Raw genomic sequence first — 18,106 nt, forward strand, 5'->3', positions numbered from 1 at the left:
AATAAGTAGGGCCCGCAGCCCTACGGAATTATGGGTGTTGACTAAGACATTCATAATTCCAAGGACCACGAGCCGTGTTAAATACTACGGGCGCAGGCGATGCTGCGTCGACCCTGTTCAATCTTGATGACTATGCGGTGCTGGGCGTTGAGGGATCCGGTGATTCCCGCTCGGTGCTGGTGGAGCCCCGCAATCCCGAGGCGCCGTGCCCTGCATGCGGGGTGTTCTCCCGGCGGATCCGGGCCCGGCCCGTGCACCGGGTCAAGGACGTGGCCTGCGGCGGCAAGGGCCTGGAGGTCCTGGTCAGGAAACGGCGCCTGGTCTGCCAGGAGGCCGCCTGCCCGAAGCGGACCTATGTGCAGGTCACCGACCAGATCCCCTTGCGCTCCAGGCTGACCACCAGGCTGGTCGGGGAAATCGTCGAGGACGCCGTCCACGAGCTGCGCGCGGTCACCGGCATCGCCAAGGCCCACGGCGTCTCCTGGCCCACCGTCATGCGCAAGCTCCTGGTCACCGAGCAGATCGTCCTGGACGTGGACCAACGCCTGGTGCGCCGGCTCGGCGTGGACGAGCACCGCTTCCGACGCGTCCGTTTCGTGCTGGGAACCACGGGAAAAATGATACGGGTCGAGCCGTGGTCGATCGTGTTCACGGACCTGGACACCGGCACGATCCTTGACATCGTGGACGGGCGCCGCGGCAAGGCCGTGACCAGCTGGATGTCCCAGCGCCCCGAACACTGGAAACGGAACATCGAGTACGTCGCCATGGACATGTCCGCGGAATTCCGCAAGGCCATCCGCGAATCCCTGCCCGCCGCCCGGATCTCGGTTGACCATTTCCACATCATCCAGCGGGCCAACCAGATGATCACCGCCGTGCGCCGGCGCCGCTCCCACGACACCCACGGCCGCCGCGGGCGGATCACCGACCCGGCCTACAAATACCGCAAGTTACTGACCTGCAACATCGAGAAGCTCTCCAACAAGCAGACGGAGCGGCTCCGGGAAGTCCTGGCATCGGATGTCGAACTCGGAGTCGTCTACGCCATCAAGGAACACGTCCGGGAACTGCTGAAAACACGTGACCGGGAATCATTCGCAGCCGCCTGGGCGAAGCTCGAAGCCTCCGTCAAGGCCACCGGCATGCACGAGGCCAAGTCCCTGTTCCGGACCTTCACCGCCTGGAAAACGGAACTGGAAACCTTCTGCCTCACCCGACTCACCAACGCCCGCAGCGAGGCCGCCAACCTCACCGCCAAGAACATCAAAAGGATCGGCCGAGGCTACGTCAACCACCACAACTACCGATGGCGGATATTGTTGTACACGGCACGCCTCTGGCCGTGCTGAACACCCAGTCACCACGCTTAAAGTCGGAGAGCCAATAGTGTTGAAGAAGCCACTGCATACATGACTACTGTCGCTGCCGTGTGTCTAAGAGCCTCAAAGATGTTACTGCCCCGTCCCATGTGCGCCGCTCAACTCGACCCATTAAGTTCAAGTCTTTGTGCCTGTCTGTGGTTGGATTGGAAGTTGCAGATGCAGGACGTAGATGGTCAGGGGTGCCATCCGGACAATGGGGGACATATGAAGTCATTAACTCGCACGCTCACAGCCTTGGCCGCCGCGGCTTCGATCGCGTTTTCCGGTGCAGCCGTGGCAGTTGCCGCGCCCGTGGCACCGGCACAGGCGATCGCTGTCGTTGCCGCCAAGAAGGCACCGGCAATCACGATCAACAAGATCGCCAACAAGACGGTCAAGGGGTCGAACAAGGCCACCATCAAGCCGTCGGTCAAGGCGGCCAAGGGCGTCAAGGTCACCTCAAAGGTATTGACCGTGAAGCAAGGGAAGAAGACCGTTGCCAAGAACAAGGCGTCGGTTGCCCTGAAGGCCGGGACCTACAAGGTGACAACCAAGGTGACCTACAAGGTCGGCAAGAAGAAGTTCACGGCATCCAAGACGCAAACCCTGGTCATCAAGAAGGCCGCGGCAAAGAAGTCGTGGGCAGCACCCAAGGGCAAGAGCTGCCCCGCGGGCTTCCCCGTCAAGGGCAATCAGACCGGCAGCAACAAGGAATGGAAGTACCACGTTCCAGGCGGCCAGTTCTACAAACGAACCGCCCCGGAACAGTGCTTCAAGAACACGTCCGACGCGAGGAAGGCCGGATACCGCGCCTCGAAGCGCTAAGTCCGTTCCAGCCGTCGATTGACACGCGTGGCCCGCAGGCAAACTGTGGGCCACAGGTGTTTGTATGTACTCTTGGCGTCGTGCCTTGTTGATTCATCCTGAGAGAGCCCTTTGAAACACCTGATTTCCTTTGTTATCACCGTCCTTATCGTGATCGTGACCGGGGCCTTGGTCGGGGGCTCTGGCACCCGCGGTGAGGGGGTGCCCTCGACCGGCGCCCCCATGGCGTCCAGCAACATCGCCGCGTCCGTGGGCGGTGCCAAGATCGCACCCGGTGCCAAGCTCGATGGTCCGCTCGCGGTTTCCGTCCTGAACGCCCTGCCCGTCAAGGGAAAAGCGCCGGCCACCGGCTATGACAGGAACAAGAACTTCGGCAACGGCTGGAAGGATTCCAACGGAAACAAGTGCGACGAGCGCCAGGACACGCTCAAGCGCGACTTGTCGGCCGTGAAGTACAAGGACGCGAAGAGGTGCCAACTCGTCTCGGGCACTCTGGCCGACGCTTACACCGGGACCCGGATCAAATGGAAGGTGAACAGCGGTTCCGTTGACATCGACCATGTGGTTGCGCTGAAGAACGTGTGGATATCCCGGGGCCAACAGCTATCCCAGTCCCAGCGCCAGTCCATCGCCAACGACCCGTTGAACCTGATGGCTTCGCAAGCCTCGGCCAACCGCTCCAAGGGCGACGCCAATGCGGCCGAATGGCTGCCAACCAACAAATCCTTCCGCTGCCAGTACGTGGCAACGCAGATCAGCGTCAAGAAAAAGTACGCACTGTCGGTGACAGCGGCCGAAAAGAACGCCATGAAGCGCGTGCTCACGACGTGCCCGAAGCAAAAAGCCGCCGCCGTGACTCCCCTCAAGCCGCTTGCCAAGACTCCCACCGCGCCAACGAAGAAGCCTTCGGCTACCTCGCCCAAGCCCAAACAGGTATCGCCGGGCGCATACTGCGCCAAGACCGACAAGGGAACAAAAAGCATTGGCAAAAAGAACGGCAAGAGCTACACCTGCAAGACCAGCAACTCCGACACACGCCTCCGTTGGCTCTAGCCCGGCACGCAGCTCCCGGACAGCTGCCGGTCATGGAACAAGGCTGAATCGGCTATCTGGCTCAATCGGGCCATGCTATTGGGCTTGAAAGAACCGCCCCGTGCGCAAAGGCAGCATCTTGCCCAGGTCGACGCCCTCGTCGGCGATCTGCAGTATCAGGCGTTGCCGTTCACCGGAGGAAATGTTCGCCGCGGAGCATCGCCTGGCCACCAAGGCCAACCTGTCGGCAAGCTCATTCATGGGATCACCCGAATGTGCCTTGACCCAGTCGTAGCTGACCTCGGAACGGGAGAGCAGCTCATGGATCTTGTGCACGATGGACCGGGCCTCCGTGGACCTGATGCGTGCATGGCTCTTGGGATTGTTGAGCAGGTCAATGGCCATGAGCGAATCCGAACGGATGAGGAAACTTACCGTTCCGGCGAACAGCTCGTCGCGGTACCTGCTGGCGTCCAGCAGGGCGTAATAGATGGAATTGAGTTCGCCCTGCAGGATTTCCTTGCCGGTGGCTGCGAAGGCGTTGATCATGGGCACCGAACCCCGCCCGTAATCCAGAATCCATCCATGGCCCATCAATGGGCTGTGCCAACTGCGTGAGGCATCGGTGGTGATCGTCAGCTCGGAGTAGAAGTCCTCTATGCGTTCCTGGAGCAGGGCCATGGCGGCCCGAGCCCCGGCAAGCGGGCGGAACTGCTCCGAAACCACGAACCCCAGCTGGGCCAGTGCCTCGGGCAGGCGGATATGTCCCTCCAGCAATATGTTGTCGCAATACACGGATTCGGATGCGTTGCAGCGCACCGCGCGAATGGCCTTGTCGAGGTGCGCCATCAGGACGCCGAGCTTGTGCCCGGATTCGTGGACGGGCAGGACGCCGCACCGTTGCCCAATGACCTGGAACGCGGTGGTGCGAACCACTGCCCAAAAAAGGATCTGGTTGTGGTGCCGCACCTCAACTGTGACCCCCGAGCGTTCGGTGACCGTCTGGACCGCAGGAATGAACCGCGCGGACGGAGGAGAGGGGCGTGGTGCCTGCATGGTCTCCTCCTCGATTCGGCGCTCGGATGGTTCGGCTTACGGAATACCCGATTCCCCAAAGCTACCTAAAATACCGGCCCGTGGGGATAGGAAACCGGGCCCGCACACCCGAAAGATGCCGATGGCGTTCGGAAAATTCCGCTTCGGGACCGAGCTCCGTCCTAATTTGGATCAGACCTGCGCCGGCCATGGGGAATCGCAAAACGCCATCTCGCCCACCGGCCACACCGGACACAGGGGACGTGGAGGTGCTCACCGTGGCCCGCTGCCTGCCAGGTCGCCGGGTGGTGGACCCCAGTGTGTCTAGGATGGATGTAATAACGAGGCATTCTAGATAAAGCGGGTCAGCACAGGCATGGAAACACATCCGTCCAAGCTGCAGCACCAGCAGCTGATCGTCACCCTGTATGGGCTCTATGGCAGATCGACAGATGGCACCTTCCCGGTGGCCGTGCTGGTTGACATGCTCGGTGCCCTGGGAATCGAGCCGCCGGCGGTGCGTTCGACGGTGTCCAGGCTCAAGCGCAACGGCGTGCTGGTGAGCCGCCGGGACGCACATGCCGCCAGCTATTGCCTCTCGGCGGACGTGCTCGACGCCTTTGAAGAGGGTGACCAGCGCATTTACGCGCCGGAACGCTCCCACCCCAACGACCCGTGGTCCTTGGTCATCTTTTCCGTGCCGGAAGCCGAACGCAACCGCCGGTACGAGCTGCGGACCGAATTGAACAGCCTCGGCTTCGGGGCGGTGGGCGCAGGAGTCGCCATCGCGCCAAGCAACGTCCTGTCGCAGGCCATGCGGCGGCTCAAGGACCGGGGACTTGACCAGTACGTCGAGTTTTTCAACGCCGATTATCTGAGCCAACAGGACATCAGGTCCAAGGTGCCCCAGTGGTGGGACCTGCAGGGGCTGGACGAGCAGTATCGGGAATTCCTCGGATACTACGGTGCCGCAGAAGGGGAGTGGTCGGCGCGGCTCGAAACCGCCGGTGGCACCATCGAGCCCGCCGGTGAGCTGGCCAGGGAGGCTTTCGCCTTTTACGTTCCCATGCTCACGCTGTGGCGACGCTTCCCCTACCGGGACCCGAACCTGCCACTGGAATTCCTTCCCGACGGATGGAAGGCGCCAGCGGCCAAGCATGCGTTCTGGGCCATCGATGCGCTGCTTGCCCCGATCGCGAAGGCCTACGCGTTCTCGCTCTTGGGCTCTCGTCGGGGTGCGGGGCCTGGTGCCTCGGCCATCCAGGACAGTGCTTCGGCCCAGTGAACGGCCAAGGGATCGATGGCTTCCAGGTGGCTCAGTGCGGTGAACTCGCGTAGCTCCACCGGTGAGGACTGCGACCCGGCGGCGGCCAGGAAGGCACGCGAATGCGCGATCGGCACGCGATCGTCATTTATCCCATGCAGGATCAGCATTGGCGTGGTGCCGAGCGCCTGTTGCACAGGCGAGGCCGTGCGGTAGGTGTCCGGTGCCTGGGCAGGGGAGGCGCCGAAGTATTCGGCGGCCGCGTTGTCGCCCAGATTTTCGCAATGGGTCCGCTCCACGTCGGTGACCGGCGCCAAGGCCACGACACCGTCGCAGAGGCGGGCGGTGAGCAGCGCGAGTTGCCCGCCCACCGAATGACCCACCGTGAGCAGCGGCCCGCCGATGCCCTCGGTCTGCCTCAACGAGTTGATGCGCCCCAACGCCTCTGCCGTGTCTTCCAGCGGGGCCGGCCACCGACCGGTGGCGCCACGGCGGTATTCGATGTTGGCGGTGATCCAGCCTTCGGCCCGCAGCGATGCGGCGAGCGGCTCCATGAGCGAGGCGAAGAGGTGCGAACGCCAATAGCCCCCATGGACGAGGGCCGCGATGCCGCGCGGCACCGTTCCGGGTGCGGGCCACGAGAGCGCGAGGTGCTGGGCCTCGTCGGGGCCGTAGGAAAGGATCCCGGCTGGCGGGGCGGTGCTGGTCATGGCGGTGGCTCCTTGGCGGAAACGATGGATGGGCAGTGCGGGTCGTCGGCGCGGCCCGCACTGCCCTCGACTGTAGCGCTCCCTAGGCGCCGGGAACGGCTCCCGGCGGCAGGAAGTTGACGTCGCGCAGGGCCGACAGGCGGACCACTTCCTCGGGGTCGGACACGTTGTGCAGCTCGTCGAAGAGGGTGGAGAGCTGGCCGGACGGGCTGACCCAGAAAAGGGACTTTCCCGGTGTTTCATGCTTGTTGTAGTAGGCGTGGGGCAAGCCCATGGGCATGCGCACGGTGTCGCCTGGGCCGGCGGTGGTCCACTCGCCGTCGAGGTAGAGCGTGTAGACGCCCTCCATGATGTAGATGTGCTCGTCCTGCGTGGGGTGAACGTGCGGGGGAACGCCGGTTCCGACCGGGTCCAGGGACAGCCAGGCGAAGGACGATGAGCTTTCCACCTTGGACAGATAGGTGTGCCCCAGCACGTTCCAGGTCTTGTTTCCCATGGCCTCGCTCGCGAGGGTGATGCCCTTGGGCAGATCGCCGAGAATGATTTCCTGGCCCTGTTGGATTTCCATTGCAGCTCCTTGTCGGGTGTTTCCTTGGTTGACCCAGCATGGCAGAGAACCCCATCCGTATGCAATAGGTATTGCGATCGCCAGTTCTAGTGCATATGATGTGGATCACGCTTGGGGGCGTGCGCTGCTGCAAGGCCAAAATGCCGCGGTGTGCTTGAACCAACCAATGACCGGGGCAATGAACCGACAGCCCTTCCCGATGAAGCGAGGCGCCAGCGTGAGTACCAAGAAGTTCAGCGGCATGAGTGTGCATACCCTTGGAACGGGAGGTGGTCCGATCGTTTCAAGTTCCCGAGCCGGCACCAGTACCGCGGTCCGGGTCGACGATGCCACCTACGTCTTCGACTGCGGCATGGGCAGCATCCGCAACTACCGGTCACATTGCGAGTGGGGCCAACTGCGCGGCATCTTCCTCACCCACCACCACTCAGACCACATCTACGACCTGGGTTCCTTCCTGGTTACCGGCTGGCAGGTTCCGGGCGAGTCCTTCGCCGCACCCATCGAGGTCTTCGGACCCGGCAAGCCCGCCCGCATCCCGGCACTCGATGAAGAGCATGCACGGGACATCGACGCCCGCGTGGGGAATCGCAAGATGACCTCAACCACCGAGATCGTCGACGCCTTGCTCGATACGGTCTTCGCTTCCGACATCGCCATCCGCATGGCAGACGAGGGCCGCGGCGAGCCGCACGAATGGGTGCGCGGACACGACATCGAGATCCCCGAAGCGGCGGACGCCGATCCGGTGGCCAACCGGCACCCGGTCATGGAACCGTTCGAGATCTACCGCGACGAGCTCGTGGTCATCTCCGCGATCCTCGTCGACCACCGCCTGTGCTTCCCGGCCTTCGGCTTCCGCATCGACTCGCGCCACGGCTCGGTGGTCATCTCCGGGGACACCGCCTACTCGGAAAACTGCATCAGGCTCGCCCGTGGCGCGGACCTGCTGCTGCACGAGGTCATCGACCTGCCCTCCATCCTGGCGACCTTCCCCGACGGTCCCACCCGCGAGGGGATCGAGGTGCACCTGCGAGAATCGCACACTCCCTTTGCCGAGGTGGGCAAGGTGGCCCGCGCTGCCGGCGTCAAGGCCCTGGTGCTTCACCACATCGTGCCCAATACCCCGGGCACCGCAGACCTTCAGGCCATGGAGACGGCAGTGCGCCGGGATTTCGACGGCACCGTGCACATCGCCGCAGACAACGACGTCTTCTTCCCCGGGGACCCCGGAACCAATAACCTTGAAACCGCAGGACTGGAAAACATCGGAGCCAGCGCATGAGCACCTCAGAGCACGTCCAGCCGCACACCCTTCGGGCGGCCGTCAAGTACGGAAAGATGAACCGCCGGGCCTGGACCGTCACGTCCCTGCTGGTCATCTTCCAGGTCATCAACTTCGCCGACAAGGCGGTGCTGGGACTTGTCGCCGACTCGGCCATCAAGGAACTCGGCCTCACCGCCGGCGAATTCGGCCTGATCGGCAGCGCGTTCTTCTTCCTCTTCGCCATCGCGGCGATCGGCGTGGGATTCCTGGCCGGCAAGGTCCCGACCCGCTGGATCCTGCTGACCATGGGAGTGAGCTGGGCCATCCTGCAGTTCCCCATGCTTTTCGGGGGCGGCGCCGCGGTACTGCTCGTCACCCGCATCCTCCTCGGCGGGGCCGAGGGCCCGGCAACGCCCATCTCCCTGCAGCACGTCCACGGCTGGTTCCCGGCCAAGGAGCGCGGCTTCCCTTCCAGCATCATTGCCATTGGCTCGACACTCGGGCCCATCATTGCCGCACCCATCCTCGCCTGGATCATTGCCAACCCGGACCTCGGCTGGCGCTGGGCCTTCGGATTCCTGGGAATCGCCGGCCTGTTGTGGAGCGCCGTATGGTTCCTGGTGGGACGCGACGGGCCCTATAGCCACACCGCCGGGAAACAGGCCACCGCGGAAGCGGTGCCGGTGGTTGCCGTCGTGCCCGAGGCGAAGCCTGCCGCAGGCAGGCCAACCGCAAGCATCACCGAACGCGCTGACCTCCTCAAGCTTGTGCCCATCCGCAAGGTCCTGGGCTCGAGGATGTTCCTGGCCGCTGTCCTGGCCGGAGCCGGCTGTTTCTGGGCCCAGGGCTTCCTGACCACCTGGTCGCCGAAGTACCTCGGCTCAGTCGTTGCCCTCTCGCCCGAGATGATCGGGCTGGTCTCGACCTTCCCCTGGGTCATCGGGGCCCTGGCACTGCTGGTGCTGGGATTCACCTCGCGGTACCTGATGCGCCGCGGCGTCACGGTGCGCTGGGCATTGGGCGCCTTGTTCGGCGCCACGCTGCTGGTCTCCGGAATCTGCTTCACGGTGCTGCCGCACCTGCACGGCTATGCCGCGGTGACGGCGCTGACGCTGGGTGCAGGACTGGCGATGATCTACCCGCTGGCCCCGACCGCCATCGCTTTCTGCGTGGCCTCCAAGCAGCGTGCAGCCATCATGGCCACATTGACCGGCCTTGCCTCGATCGGCGGTGTCATTGCCCCCGCCATGGTGGGATCGCTCATGGACCGCGCGGGCTATGTTCCTGGTCCCAAGGGCGTGCGCGACAGCATGGAAATGGCCTCGTTGCTGGCCCAGGGGATGAACTCGTCATTCTCCATGATCGGGATCTACCTGGTCGTCGTCGGTGTCATTTGCGTCCTGCTGCTGAACCCGGACCGCACCGCGGAGCGGCTGCAGACCCGGTTCGCCTTCAACGGATAGCCGCGGCACAGATCGACCACGGGCGGGGCACGGGGGGAAGGAACTTTCTTCCCGCACGCCCCGCCCGTGTTCCAGCCCGAGCCTTCCGGCTCCCCGCTACCCTTCGCCGCCCTTGCGGGTCATGGTGAACGCGGCGGCAACGGCGGCGGAAAACCTGTCCGAGGCAAAGAGCACCTGTGCCAGCCCATCTCGCGGCACAGCGGCTGGGCCCCACAGCGGGCGCCCCAGTGCCATGTTCACGTGCGCCTGCCGGGCGGCGCGCCGGGCCGCGGCCAACCGCCGGTGGGAGAAGTCCGCGAGTTGCTCCTCGATCCGGTCCCGGGTCAACGCCCCGCCCAGTGCCGCATCCAGGATGGGGGCCAGCTCAGCGGCATCGAGCAGGCCCAGCGTCATGCCCTGGCCACCGATGGGGCTGACCTCGTGGGCGGCATCCCCGATCAGTACGAGGTTCCCGTGGTTCATGGATCCCACGGCAAAATTCCCGGTCCCGAACCGGCTGAGCATGGAGTCTTCGCCTGCCTCCACCCGGTGCCCGGTCCGCTGCGCGATGAGTTCGGGCAGTGACGCGGTCTCGGTTTCCCGGATCCAGGAAACCCAACGCCGCTGGTTCCCCGGAAGCGGAAACGACTCGGTGATCCCGTGCCCGTGCAGGAACAACGCGGCAATTGATCCGAAGTCGGTGCCGTCCGGGTAGTCGCCCATGAGGTAGCGATCCGGCAGGTCCCGGCCGCGGAACGGGACCAGGGCTGCCCGCCGCACTGCCGAGCGCGTGCCGTCGGCCCCGATGAGAAAGCGGCACTGAAGCCGCGTGCTCCCGCCCCCGACGACTGCCTCGACGGTGTGGAACCCCGCGTGCGTGGTGAAGGAGGCGAACTCGTGGCCGGCAAGCAGCACCGCGGGATCCAGCGCGTGCAACCGTTCGCGGAGCAGCCCGACGGTCTGGTTTTGCGGCAGCGACAACACGAAGCGGTGCTCCGCCGGGATGGAACCGAACCCCAGTTCCGCCACGATCCGCCCGCGGGAAATGCCGACCCCGCGGCTGATCCGCACCCCTGCCTCGACCGCCGCCCCGCCGACCCCGAGACGGTCCAGCACCGCAAGTCCCGGGGGATGGATCCCGATCGCCCGCGAATGCTCGCCGATGGCGGTGCGGGACTCGAGGACCCGCACGCTGCGCCCTCCCTGGCGCAGCAGGATCGCCAGCGCGATCCCGCTGGGGCCGCCCCCGACAATGAGTACGTCGATCATCGGCCGGTCCGTCGCGGCGCATGCCAGATGGCCAGGTTCCGGTACAACCCTGCGGCGTGCGCGTGCCAACCGGGCGGCAGCACCCGGGCGAGCTCGTCGCGGGTGTAGCTGCGCCTGATGGAGGTGAGCCCGTCGCGCCTGATGAACGAGGTGCCGGCCAGCGGCAGGGTGGCCAGCCCGAAGAGCAGCAGCGCGCTGCGCCGGCGCCGGAGGTCGCTGTGGATGGCCAGCGCCCCGGCCAGCTCCTGGCTATCGGCAAGGACGCCTGCAAGCGCCGGTGGATCCAGGTGGTGCAGGACGTGGTTGGAGATGACCACGTCGAACACCATTCCCTCGGCCACCAGGTCCGCACTGGCTGCCCGCCGGAATTCCAGTTCCCCGGGCCCGAACCCGGCGGCGGCGCCCGCGCGGGAGGCAAAGTCGTGGGCGCGCGGGTCCGGGTCGATGCCCGTCACCTTGACGTCGTAGCCGTCGGCCAGCGCCCAGCGCAACAGCGCAAGGGCAATGTCCCCGCCGCCGCACCCGATGTCCAGGATCGTGGCCGTGGCGTTGCGGGGCAGTGCGGGACGAACCAGGCCCACATACATGCCCCGCCACCCGGAGACGCAGCGGTTCACCAGGGAGAACTGCGCGTAGGTCCGCTCCAGCAGCACGGGGTCGGCCCCGGGCCCGTCCATTTCCTCGACCGCGGCAATGTCCCGTTGCATCCGCCGGGCGCTTAGCCCTGCCGCCCGGAAACCAGGGTCATCAGGGACGTCTCGACGGTGAGGCCGGGGCCGAAGGCCATGGAGCACACGCGCTCGCCGGTGGCCGATGCCCGTCCGAGGTTCTCGTCCATGATGTCCTTGAGCACGAACATCACCGTGGCGCTGGACATGTTGCCGTAGTCGTTCAGGATCCGGCGCGCGGGCATCAACTGGTCGTCGCCAAGCTGCAGGCGCTTCTGCACGCGGTCGAGGATGGCCCGGCCCCCGGGGTGGATGCCCCAGTGCGGGATGTCGGCATACTGGTCGCCCAGGGTTTCATCGCGGGCCAGCAGTGGTTCCAGCGCACCGACGATGTGCTCGTCGATGATGTGCGGGACATAGGTTCCCAGGACCATTTCAAATCCCTCGTCGCCGATGTTCCAGGCCATGGCTTCCTCGCCCACCGGGGTCAGCACGGTCTCGAAGTGGTCCAGCTGCAGGCCGGGCCCGGGATACGGGCGGGCGGTGACGATGGCAGCTGCGGCCCCGTCGGCGAAGAGGGCAGAGCCCATGATGGTGTCGGGGTCGTTCGAGCTGCGCACGTGGATGGAACACAGTTCGGCGCAGACCACCAAGACCACCGCGTCCGGGTCCGCCTCGCAAAAGCTCTTGGCTGCGCGCAGGGCGGGGAACGCGGCGTAGCATCCCATGAATCCCAGGTGGTAGCGCTGGGTTGCCGGGCTCAGGCCCAGCGCCCTGACCAACTGGTAGTCGGGCCCGGGGTTGTAGAAGCCTGTGCAGGACACCGTGATCACGTGGGTGATGTCGCCGGGTCCGAGATCGGGGCAGGCATCCATGGCCTTCTGTGCGGATTCAATGTAGAGCCCCGGGGCCGTGGCGGCAAAGACCTGGTTGCGTTCCTTAGTGCTGGGCCGCAACAGGAGCCCGGACTCCGCGTCAAAGAAGAGCGGGTTCTCGGCCACCGTCTCGGTGGTGAACTCGGTGACCGCTGTGTGGCGGGTCGAAATCCGGGCCGAATCAAACGACGTATTGATCAGGCGTTGGCCCAACCGGGTCAGACCGGGTTGGGCGCCAAAAACGTCCCGGGCCTTGTCCTGGTACAGGATGGTGGGCGGAACGGCTGTTTGGATGGTTCTCATCATCACCGGCATAGAGCCGAGCCTATGGCCCGATGCCGATGTGGTAAAGGGTGCAGTTCGCTCCGTGCCCGGCACATACCGGGGCTGCCGGTGGGATTCGGGGCATTCCAAAAAAGTGCTGGATTCCGCGCAGACTCAGGAGTATCGTGATTTTTGGGAGACCAGCCGCGGTCATAAGTGATCCCCGCCCCAGGGTGAGAGGTAATTGATGCCAGACAAATCACCACATAGACACGAACACAAGAAGCCTGCCGGCAAGTCGATCAAGGCGCGACGCGCGGAGAAGCGCTCGAAGAACGCACCTGAGACAGAGACCGAGCAGGTAACCCACATCAAGAAACACTGAGCAACTTGATGATTGGAGATATCTTCAGGGAAGCGGAGAAGAACAGACATCTTCTCCGCTTCTTCCATGTCCACAGGACGATGGGATACCTGTTCGTTCCGTGGCCGAGGGGCGCAAAAACTTTCTTGGCATGATTCCAATCCGTTTGCCGCACGGCGCCGAATGCTCCATGACAGCCCGAACCAACAGTGGTCGGGAAGGCGCGGAGACCAAGGGGTCGACGCCAAGCAAGGAGCATGACATGAAGCGCATGAACAGCAAGTTTGCCGCAGCACTCGGACTGATTGCAGTTGCCAGCGTGGGCCTGACCGCTTGCTCGGCGGGCACCGGGGGTTCCGGCAGCGAATCGATGGCACCGTCCTCATCGGCTGCACCCTCGAGCTCAGCGGCGGCGCCGAGCAGCTCGGCAATGGCCAGCGAATCGGCCATGGACCCGGCCGCCAACCTCGTTGGCTCCGGCTGCGAGGCCTACGCCAAGGCAGTGCCCAGCGGAGACGGCTCGGTTGCCGGCATGGCCAAGGACCCCGTCGCAGTGGCGGCCTCCAACAACCCGCTGCTGAAGACCCTCACCGCTGCGGTGTCGGGCAAGCTCAACCCCAAGGTAGACCTGGTTGACACGCTCAACGGCGCCGAGTTCACGGTCTTCGCCCCGGTTGACGAGGCCTTCGCCGCCATTCCGGAAAAGGACCTCAATGCAGTCGTCGCCGATGCAGACATGCTCAGCAGCGTCCTGACCTACCACGTGATCCCCGGCCAGATCGCCCCGAGTGATATCGCAGGATCCCACAAGACCGTCGAAGGCCAGGAAGTGAAGGTCACCGGCAGCGGCGACAAGCTTATGGTCAACGGCGCCTCGGTGATTTGCGGCGGCGTCCAGACCGCCAACGCCACCGTCTACCTGGTCGATACCGTGCTGATGCCGCCGGCCAAGAAGTAACAGCTGCACGGTACGCAACGGCAAGGCAACCCACCAGGGGGTTGGTGCCTGATGGTCTCCTCCATCACGCACCGGCCCCCTGTGCTCGATTGGCGTCGACCGGTTGCTCCGGCGGGCCCAAAATATTGATTTCCTGCCCGCCGCACCAGAGAGGATGAGGGACGGGGTTTGGAATGCATGAGACGCTTTATCGCATGAGCTCACATCTACCCGGTGGAACGGACCAAACCTCCGCCCCCACCACCGAAGAACTGATGCTCCGGATCGCGGCAGGCAACGAGAACGCCTTTGAGGAACTCTACGACCGCCTCTCGCCCCAGGTCTTCGGTCTGGTCCGACGCATCTTGAAGGACCAGGCGCAAAGCGAAGAAGTGGCGCAAGAGGTGTTTGTCGAAGCCTGGCAGCAGGCAGCACGCTTTGACGCTGCCCGCGGCAAGGCGATCACGTGGCTGCTGACGCTGGCGCACCGCCGGGCCGTTGACCGGGTCCGGGCCAGCCAGGCCAGCAAGGACCGTGACCTGCGCGAAGGCATCAAGGAGTTCCAGGCCAGCTACGATGACGTTGAGGAAACGGCCATCGTGCACGATGAAAGCCGCCGCGTGATCCAGGCCCTGGAGCGGCTCAGCGAGAACCAGCGCGATGCCATCCAATTGGCCTATTTCGGCGGTTACACCCATCTTGAGGTGGCTGAATTGCTGAAGATCCCGGTGGGAACCGCGAAGACACGAATACGCGACGGAATGAACAAACTTCGAGACCTGATGGGAGTGGCGTGATGGACAAGCACAAGAACGAGCTGACCGGCAGCTTCGCCCTGAACGCTCTGGGGGACAAGGAACGCGACGAATTGCTTCGCCATGCCGAGACCTCGGAGGAGGTCCGGGGGGAACTGGACGCCCTGCAGGAAACCGCGGCGCTTCTTGGCCTGTCCGCAGAACCCATCGCGCCTCCGGCCAGGGTCAAGGCCAACATCATGGCCGCCATCCGCAACACCCCGCAGTTGCCGCCCGTCGAATCGGAGCGAGACGTTCCTGCCGGCCTCGCGCACGAAGCAGCTGCTCCCGAAGACGCGGATGACCGCGCATCGGTGCCATCGCAGGAGCCTGCCCCGGTTTCCGCCCCGCAGCGTCCGGCCACCGCCGCTGCCAAGACAAACCAACGGATGTTTGCCCTGGCGGCCGGAGTGCTGCTGGTAGCCGCAGGCGTCCTGAGCGGAGTGGTGGTCAACCAAAATGCGCAGCAGCAAGAGCTCGAGCAACAGCTGGCTGCCCTGAGCACCCAGCAATCCGAGCTGACCCGCATCTTGACCGCCGCCGATGTCCAGTCCAAGACCCAGAAACTGGATGACGGGGCCAGGGTCACCCTGGCCTACTCGGCCACCGAGGGCATGATGGCGGTGACCACTGCCGGCTTGCCTGCCTTGCCCAGCGACAAGGGGTACGAGCTCTGGCTGATCTCCGGCACCGGGGCGGTGTCGGCGGGAATGGTCGATGGCGCCAAGGCCGATGGCATGGTGATGGTTTCCGGGGCGATGGAGGGCGTGACGCACTTCGGCATTACCGTGGAACCGGCCTCCGGATCTCCGGCACCAACCACCGACCCCATCCTGGTCCAGGCGCTTTGAGTTAGGTCGGGAAAAAGAAGCCCTGGTCCCAATCCGTCGGTGGTAGCGTTCCGAATACGAAGTGGTTAGTAGTTCCCCGCAAATGCGGGGGAGGAAGTATCACAACGTACGGGTGGGTGAATTCATGAACAAGTTACCAGCAACGAGGCTGCGGGACCTGGGCGCCTTCGGGCTCGCGGGCTTCGCGTCGGCTGCAGTGCTTTTTTCCGTGGCTCAATTGGTGTCGGCTTTCTTCGCCACCTCGTCGGCGCCCTTGGTGGCCATGGGGTCGGTATTCATCGACCTGACCCCGCCGTGGCTCAAGGACTTCGCCATTGCCACCTTCGGGACCAACGACAAATTGGCGCTATTCATCTCCATCGGAGTGATCGTCGCAATAGCCGCGGTCCTGTTGGGCATTTTGGCCAGGCGCAGTTTTGCCATGGCCGCCGCTTGCATCGTGGTACTGGCAGTGGCCATCGGAGGGGCGGTGCTTTCCCGGCCCGCCACCGGACTTGTCGACCTGACACCCATCATCCTGGGCGCAGTGGTTGGCCTGGCCACGCTGCGGTGGCTCACGACGCTGGCGGCCAAAAGCCGGCCCACCGTCTCGGATACCGTTCCGGTCTCGGGCGCCTCGCGCAGGAACTTTCTGTTGGGCTCCGCACTTTCCTTGGTTGGTGCGGCCGTGGCCGCGGGAGTCGGCAAGTCCCTGGCCACCGCACGAAACGTTGCGGATTCCGCCCGTTCGGCCCTCGGGCTGCCCGCGGCGAAGGTCTTGGCGCAGGCCCCACCAGCGAACGCGCAGATCGAGCTGTCTGGCATGCCGAAGTTCATCACGCCGAACAAGGATTTTTACCGGATCGACACCGCGCTCTCGGTACCGCGCATCAACCCGTCCGAATGGTCGCTCCGGGTTCACGGCATGGTGGAAAAGGAATTCACCATGGGCTTCGAGGAGTTATTGGCCGAGGACCTGGTGGAAAGCTATCTGACGCTGACCTGTGTTTCGAACCCTGTCGGTGGACAGCTGGTGGGCAACGCCAAGTGGTTGGGCTATCCCTTGCGCCTTCTCCTCGAGCGAGCGGTTCCCAAAGACGGAGCTGACATGGTCCTGTCGACCTCGATTGACGGATTCAGTGCCTCCACACCGCTTGAGGTCCTCACCGACGACCGCATGGCACTGCTGGCGATCGGCATGAACGGCGAGCCGTTGCCACTCGAGCACGGGTTCCCGGTCCGCATGGTGGTTCCAGGTCTCTATGGATATGTCTCAGCCACCAAGTGGGTCGTTGACCTGGAAGTCACCCGTTTCGAAGACAAGGTTGCCTACTGGACCACGCGTGGCTGGTCGGATCGCGGGCCCATCAAGCTGTCCTCCCGGGTGGATGTGCCGCGGTCCTTCGCGAGCGTTCCGGCGGGAAAAGTCGTCATGGGCGGAACCGCCTGGGCACAGACCCGCGGCATCTCCAAGGTGCAGGTGCAAATCGATGATGGCGACTGGAAGGACGCGGAACTCGGTTCCGAGGCTTCCGTGGACACCTGGAGACAGTGGCGTTACGAATGGGACGGTGGTTCTTCGGGAAACCACACGGTCAGCGTCCGGGCCTTTGACGGGCAAGGTGAAATGCAAACGAGCGAGAAAGCCGACCCGGTACCTGACGGGGCCAGCGGCTGGCAGCGCGTCCAGTTCTCGATTGAGTAGATCTCCAGGCTCACCTGCCTAGCGTGTACATGAGTGAGCCAGGGGTGGTCAGGCACTCGCCGGTCTCCAGCCAGGACTTCATACCGGAGAGGACCGTGGGCCAGCCGCCATATAGTTGATGGTTTGAGCCTTCCCGGAGCTCGTCGTGGGAGACTGTCAACAGGTATGAATCCCCAACCTCCCTGATCTCGTAGCCCACCCGGGACTCGCCCTCGGCCTTCACCTCGTCATCCCACAGTGCGGTCACGGTCATCACGGGCTTGCGCGGAGCATCGATCTCCAAGACCTTGCCCTCGCCCAACTGTCCCTGCGCGTTGGGGTTATGGGTGGCGTAACTTGACCCGGGACTCCATTCGCTGGTGAACGTGTTGCCGAAGCAGAAGACGGCTGTTTGTTGCGGATCGGTCAATGCCGCCCAAAGCTTCCGGGGGCGGGGGTGGTCTTCATGTAGAACTCGTAGATCTTCTCCATGGCAACAGGGTAGACAGGTTTTCTCCGGCCGGCCGGGCGGGTGGTGACGGAGGATTCTTTCCGCGCAACCCGGAGACATTCCACGGAAATTGCCATGCAGAATAGGTCCCCCGCGCGACATCGCCGGCGGCCCGGTGGTTCGACGAGGGACGTTGTTGATGGCGTACTTTTTGCCCAATCCACACCCGCCCGCATACCACTTGGAAGCCTAGAAATCCATAGCTGCTCGGCGTATTCTCAAGGTAGGTCGGTTGGCTGGAAACAGGAAAACCGATGGTCAATCGAAACTGGGTGAGCGCATGAATAAGGCGGAGAAATCGGTGCCGGTGGCGAAAACGCCGTAGGCCGATTCAGCCAATGGTCCGACTATTCCGTTTACGGCGCATGCCGCCTTTGCGGTCGAAGCGCGGATTGGGACCAGC

At 64.2% G+C, this 18,106-nt stretch carries 17 protein-coding genes; 10 read left to right on the forward strand and 7 right to left on the reverse strand.

Annotated features, from left to right (window positions below):
* Nucleotides 1-74 precede the first annotated feature (74 nt).
* The 3 genes from ACLQ7E_RS22060 to ACLQ7E_RS22070 all read left to right on the forward strand — a co-directional run bounded on the left by ACLQ7E_RS22060 (nt 75) and on the right by ACLQ7E_RS22070 (nt 3,242).
* The gene (locus ACLQ7E_RS22060) at nt 75-1,352 is read left to right on the forward strand and encodes an ISL3 family transposase (RefSeq protein ID WP_411734728.1); all 1,278 of its coding nucleotides are present in this window, start codon (nt 75-77) and stop codon (nt 1,350-1,352) included.
* Between the two features lie 237 nt (nt 1,353-1,589).
* A complete protein-coding gene (locus tag ACLQ7E_RS22065; protein ID WP_411734729.1) occupies nt 1,590-2,189 on the forward strand; it encodes a hypothetical protein in 600 nt (199 codons plus the stop codon).
* Between the two features lie 111 nt (nt 2,190-2,300).
* The gene (locus tag ACLQ7E_RS22070) at nt 2,301-3,242 is read left to right on the forward strand and encodes an HNH endonuclease family protein (protein ID WP_411734730.1); all 942 of its coding nucleotides are present in this window, start codon (nt 2,301-2,303) and stop codon (nt 3,240-3,242) included.
* Nucleotides 3,243-3,317: 75 nt separating this feature from the next.
* On the opposite strand, the gene ACLQ7E_RS22075 is transcribed toward ACLQ7E_RS22070, so the two are convergent.
* Nucleotides 3,318-4,277 carry a ribonuclease HI gene (locus ACLQ7E_RS22075; protein ID WP_411734731.1) on the reverse strand — a complete coding sequence of 320 codons (960 nt, stop codon included), beginning with the start codon at nt 4,275-4,277 and terminating at the stop codon, nt 3,318-3,320.
* Between the two features lie 355 nt (nt 4,278-4,632).
* On the opposite strand from ACLQ7E_RS22075, the gene ACLQ7E_RS22080 reads away from it, so the two are divergent.
* Entirely contained in the window at nt 4,633-5,541 is a 909-nt protein-coding gene (locus ACLQ7E_RS22080) for a PaaX family transcriptional regulator C-terminal domain-containing protein (protein WP_411734732.1), read from the forward strand.
* Here ACLQ7E_RS22080 and ACLQ7E_RS22085 read toward each other — a convergent pair.
* Nucleotides 5,460-6,230: an alpha/beta hydrolase family protein gene (locus ACLQ7E_RS22085; RefSeq protein ID WP_411734733.1), complete on the reverse strand. Its 771-nt coding sequence runs from the start codon at nt 6,228-6,230 to the stop codon at nt 5,460-5,462. The two genes, ACLQ7E_RS22080 and ACLQ7E_RS22085, sit on opposite strands and share 82 nt — an antisense overlap.
* Nucleotides 6,231-6,312: 82 nt before the next feature.
* Nucleotides 6,313-6,798, reverse strand: coding sequence for a cupin domain-containing protein (locus ACLQ7E_RS22090; protein ID WP_411734734.1), 486 nt, complete (start codon nt 6,796-6,798; stop codon nt 6,313-6,315).
* A 241-nt stretch (nt 6,799-7,039) separates the two neighbouring features.
* Here ACLQ7E_RS22090 and ACLQ7E_RS22095 point away from each other — a divergent pair, with 241 nt between their 5' ends.
* Nucleotides 7,040-8,083 carry an MBL fold metallo-hydrolase gene (locus ACLQ7E_RS22095; protein WP_411734735.1) on the forward strand — a complete coding sequence of 348 codons (1,044 nt, stop codon included), beginning with the start codon at nt 7,040-7,042 and terminating at the stop codon, nt 8,081-8,083.
* Nucleotides 8,080-9,528, forward strand: a complete 1,449-nt coding sequence (locus tag ACLQ7E_RS22100; RefSeq protein WP_411734736.1) for an MFS transporter — start codon at nt 8,080-8,082, stop codon at nt 9,526-9,528. Before ACLQ7E_RS22095 ends, ACLQ7E_RS22100 begins: the two co-directional genes overlap by 4 nt.
* 96 nt (nt 9,529-9,624) lie before the next feature.
* On the opposite strand, the gene ACLQ7E_RS22105 is transcribed toward ACLQ7E_RS22100, so the two are convergent.
* Genes ACLQ7E_RS22105 through ACLQ7E_RS22115 form a run of 3 tightly spaced genes read right to left on the reverse strand, consistent with a single transcriptional unit; the run spans nt 9,625 to nt 12,634 of the window.
* Nucleotides 9,625-10,776, reverse strand: coding sequence for an FAD-dependent oxidoreductase (locus tag ACLQ7E_RS22105; protein WP_411734737.1), 1,152 nt, complete (start codon nt 10,774-10,776; stop codon nt 9,625-9,627).
* Nucleotides 10,773-11,483: a methyltransferase domain-containing protein gene (locus tag ACLQ7E_RS22110; RefSeq protein WP_411734738.1), complete on the reverse strand. Its 711-nt coding sequence runs from the start codon at nt 11,481-11,483 to the stop codon at nt 10,773-10,775. Before ACLQ7E_RS22110 ends, ACLQ7E_RS22105 begins: the two co-directional genes overlap by 4 nt.
* Before the next feature lie 11 nt (nt 11,484-11,494).
* Nucleotides 11,495-12,634, reverse strand: a complete 1,140-nt coding sequence (locus tag ACLQ7E_RS22115; RefSeq protein WP_411734739.1) for a type III polyketide synthase — start codon at nt 12,632-12,634, stop codon at nt 11,495-11,497.
* Between the two features lie 575 nt (nt 12,635-13,209).
* Here ACLQ7E_RS22115 and ACLQ7E_RS22120 point away from each other — a divergent pair.
* The 4 genes from ACLQ7E_RS22120 (at nt 13,210) to ACLQ7E_RS22135 (ending at nt 17,213) form a co-directional block, all read left to right on the forward strand.
* Nucleotides 13,210-13,905: a fasciclin domain-containing protein gene (locus tag ACLQ7E_RS22120; protein WP_411734740.1), complete on the forward strand. Its 696-nt coding sequence runs from the start codon at nt 13,210-13,212 to the stop codon at nt 13,903-13,905.
* Nucleotides 13,906-14,099: 194 nt separating this feature from the next.
* Nucleotides 14,100-14,681 (forward strand): ECF RNA polymerase sigma factor SigK, encoded by a 582-nt coding sequence (gene sigK / locus ACLQ7E_RS22125; protein WP_411734741.1) that lies wholly within the window; start codon nt 14,100-14,102, stop codon nt 14,679-14,681.
* Nucleotides 14,681-15,529: an anti-sigma factor domain-containing protein gene (locus tag ACLQ7E_RS22130; RefSeq protein WP_411734742.1), complete on the forward strand. Its 849-nt coding sequence runs from the start codon at nt 14,681-14,683 to the stop codon at nt 15,527-15,529. Before sigK ends, ACLQ7E_RS22130 begins: the two co-directional genes overlap by 1 nt.
* A gap of 124 nt (nt 15,530-15,653) precedes the next feature.
* Nucleotides 15,654-17,213, forward strand: a complete 1,560-nt coding sequence (locus ACLQ7E_RS22135; RefSeq protein WP_411734743.1) for a molybdopterin-dependent oxidoreductase — start codon at nt 15,654-15,656, stop codon at nt 17,211-17,213.
* Nucleotides 17,214-17,223: 10 nt separating this feature from the next.
* On the opposite strand, the gene ACLQ7E_RS22140 is transcribed toward ACLQ7E_RS22135, so the two are convergent.
* Nucleotides 17,224-17,622, reverse strand: a complete 399-nt coding sequence (locus tag ACLQ7E_RS22140; RefSeq protein ID WP_411734744.1) for an SRPBCC domain-containing protein — start codon at nt 17,620-17,622, stop codon at nt 17,224-17,226.
* Nucleotides 17,623-18,106: the final 484 nt, after the last annotated feature.

Source organism: Paeniglutamicibacter sp., from assembly GCF_046714615.1.
GTDB lineage: Bacteria > Actinomycetota > Actinomycetes > Actinomycetales > Micrococcaceae > Paeniglutamicibacter.

Excerpts from the sequence above, each read along its gene's own strand:
- ACLQ7E_RS22100 (WP_411734736.1), top strand. The coding sequence starts at position 8,080 with ATGAGCACCTCAGAGCACGTCCAGCCGCACACCCTTCGGGCGGCCGTC.
- ACLQ7E_RS22115 (WP_411734739.1), bottom strand. The coding sequence starts at position 12,634 with ATGCCGGTGATGATGAGAACCATCCAAACAGCCGTTCCGCCCACCATC.
- ACLQ7E_RS22085 (WP_411734733.1), bottom strand. The coding sequence starts at position 6,230 with ATGACCAGCACCGCCCCGCCAGCCGGGATCCTTTCCTACGGCCCCGAC.
- ACLQ7E_RS22135 (WP_411734743.1), top strand. The coding sequence starts at position 15,654 with ATGAACAAGTTACCAGCAACGAGGCTGCGGGACCTGGGCGCCTTCGGG.
- ACLQ7E_RS22095 (WP_411734735.1), top strand. The coding sequence starts at position 7,040 with ATGAGTGTGCATACCCTTGGAACGGGAGGTGGTCCGATCGTTTCAAGT.
- ACLQ7E_RS22105 (WP_411734737.1), bottom strand. The coding sequence starts at position 10,776 with ATGATCGACGTACTCATTGTCGGGGGCGGCCCCAGCGGGATCGCGCTG.
- ACLQ7E_RS22065 (WP_411734729.1), top strand. The coding sequence starts at position 1,590 with ATGAAGTCATTAACTCGCACGCTCACAGCCTTGGCCGCCGCGGCTTCG.
- ACLQ7E_RS22120 (WP_411734740.1), top strand. The coding sequence starts at position 13,210 with ATGAAGCGCATGAACAGCAAGTTTGCCGCAGCACTCGGACTGATTGCA.
- sigK (WP_411734741.1), top strand. The coding sequence starts at position 14,100 with ATGAGCTCACATCTACCCGGTGGAACGGACCAAACCTCCGCCCCCACC.
- ACLQ7E_RS22075 (WP_411734731.1), bottom strand. The coding sequence starts at position 4,277 with ATGCAGGCACCACGCCCCTCTCCTCCGTCCGCGCGGTTCATTCCTGCG.
- ACLQ7E_RS22130 (WP_411734742.1), top strand. The coding sequence starts at position 14,681 with ATGGACAAGCACAAGAACGAGCTGACCGGCAGCTTCGCCCTGAACGCT.
- ACLQ7E_RS22110 (WP_411734738.1), bottom strand. The coding sequence starts at position 11,483 with ATGCAACGGGACATTGCCGCGGTCGAGGAAATGGACGGGCCCGGGGCC.
- ACLQ7E_RS22090 (WP_411734734.1), bottom strand. The coding sequence starts at position 6,798 with ATGGAAATCCAACAGGGCCAGGAAATCATTCTCGGCGATCTGCCCAAG.
- ACLQ7E_RS22080 (WP_411734732.1), top strand. The coding sequence starts at position 4,633 with ATGGAAACACATCCGTCCAAGCTGCAGCACCAGCAGCTGATCGTCACC.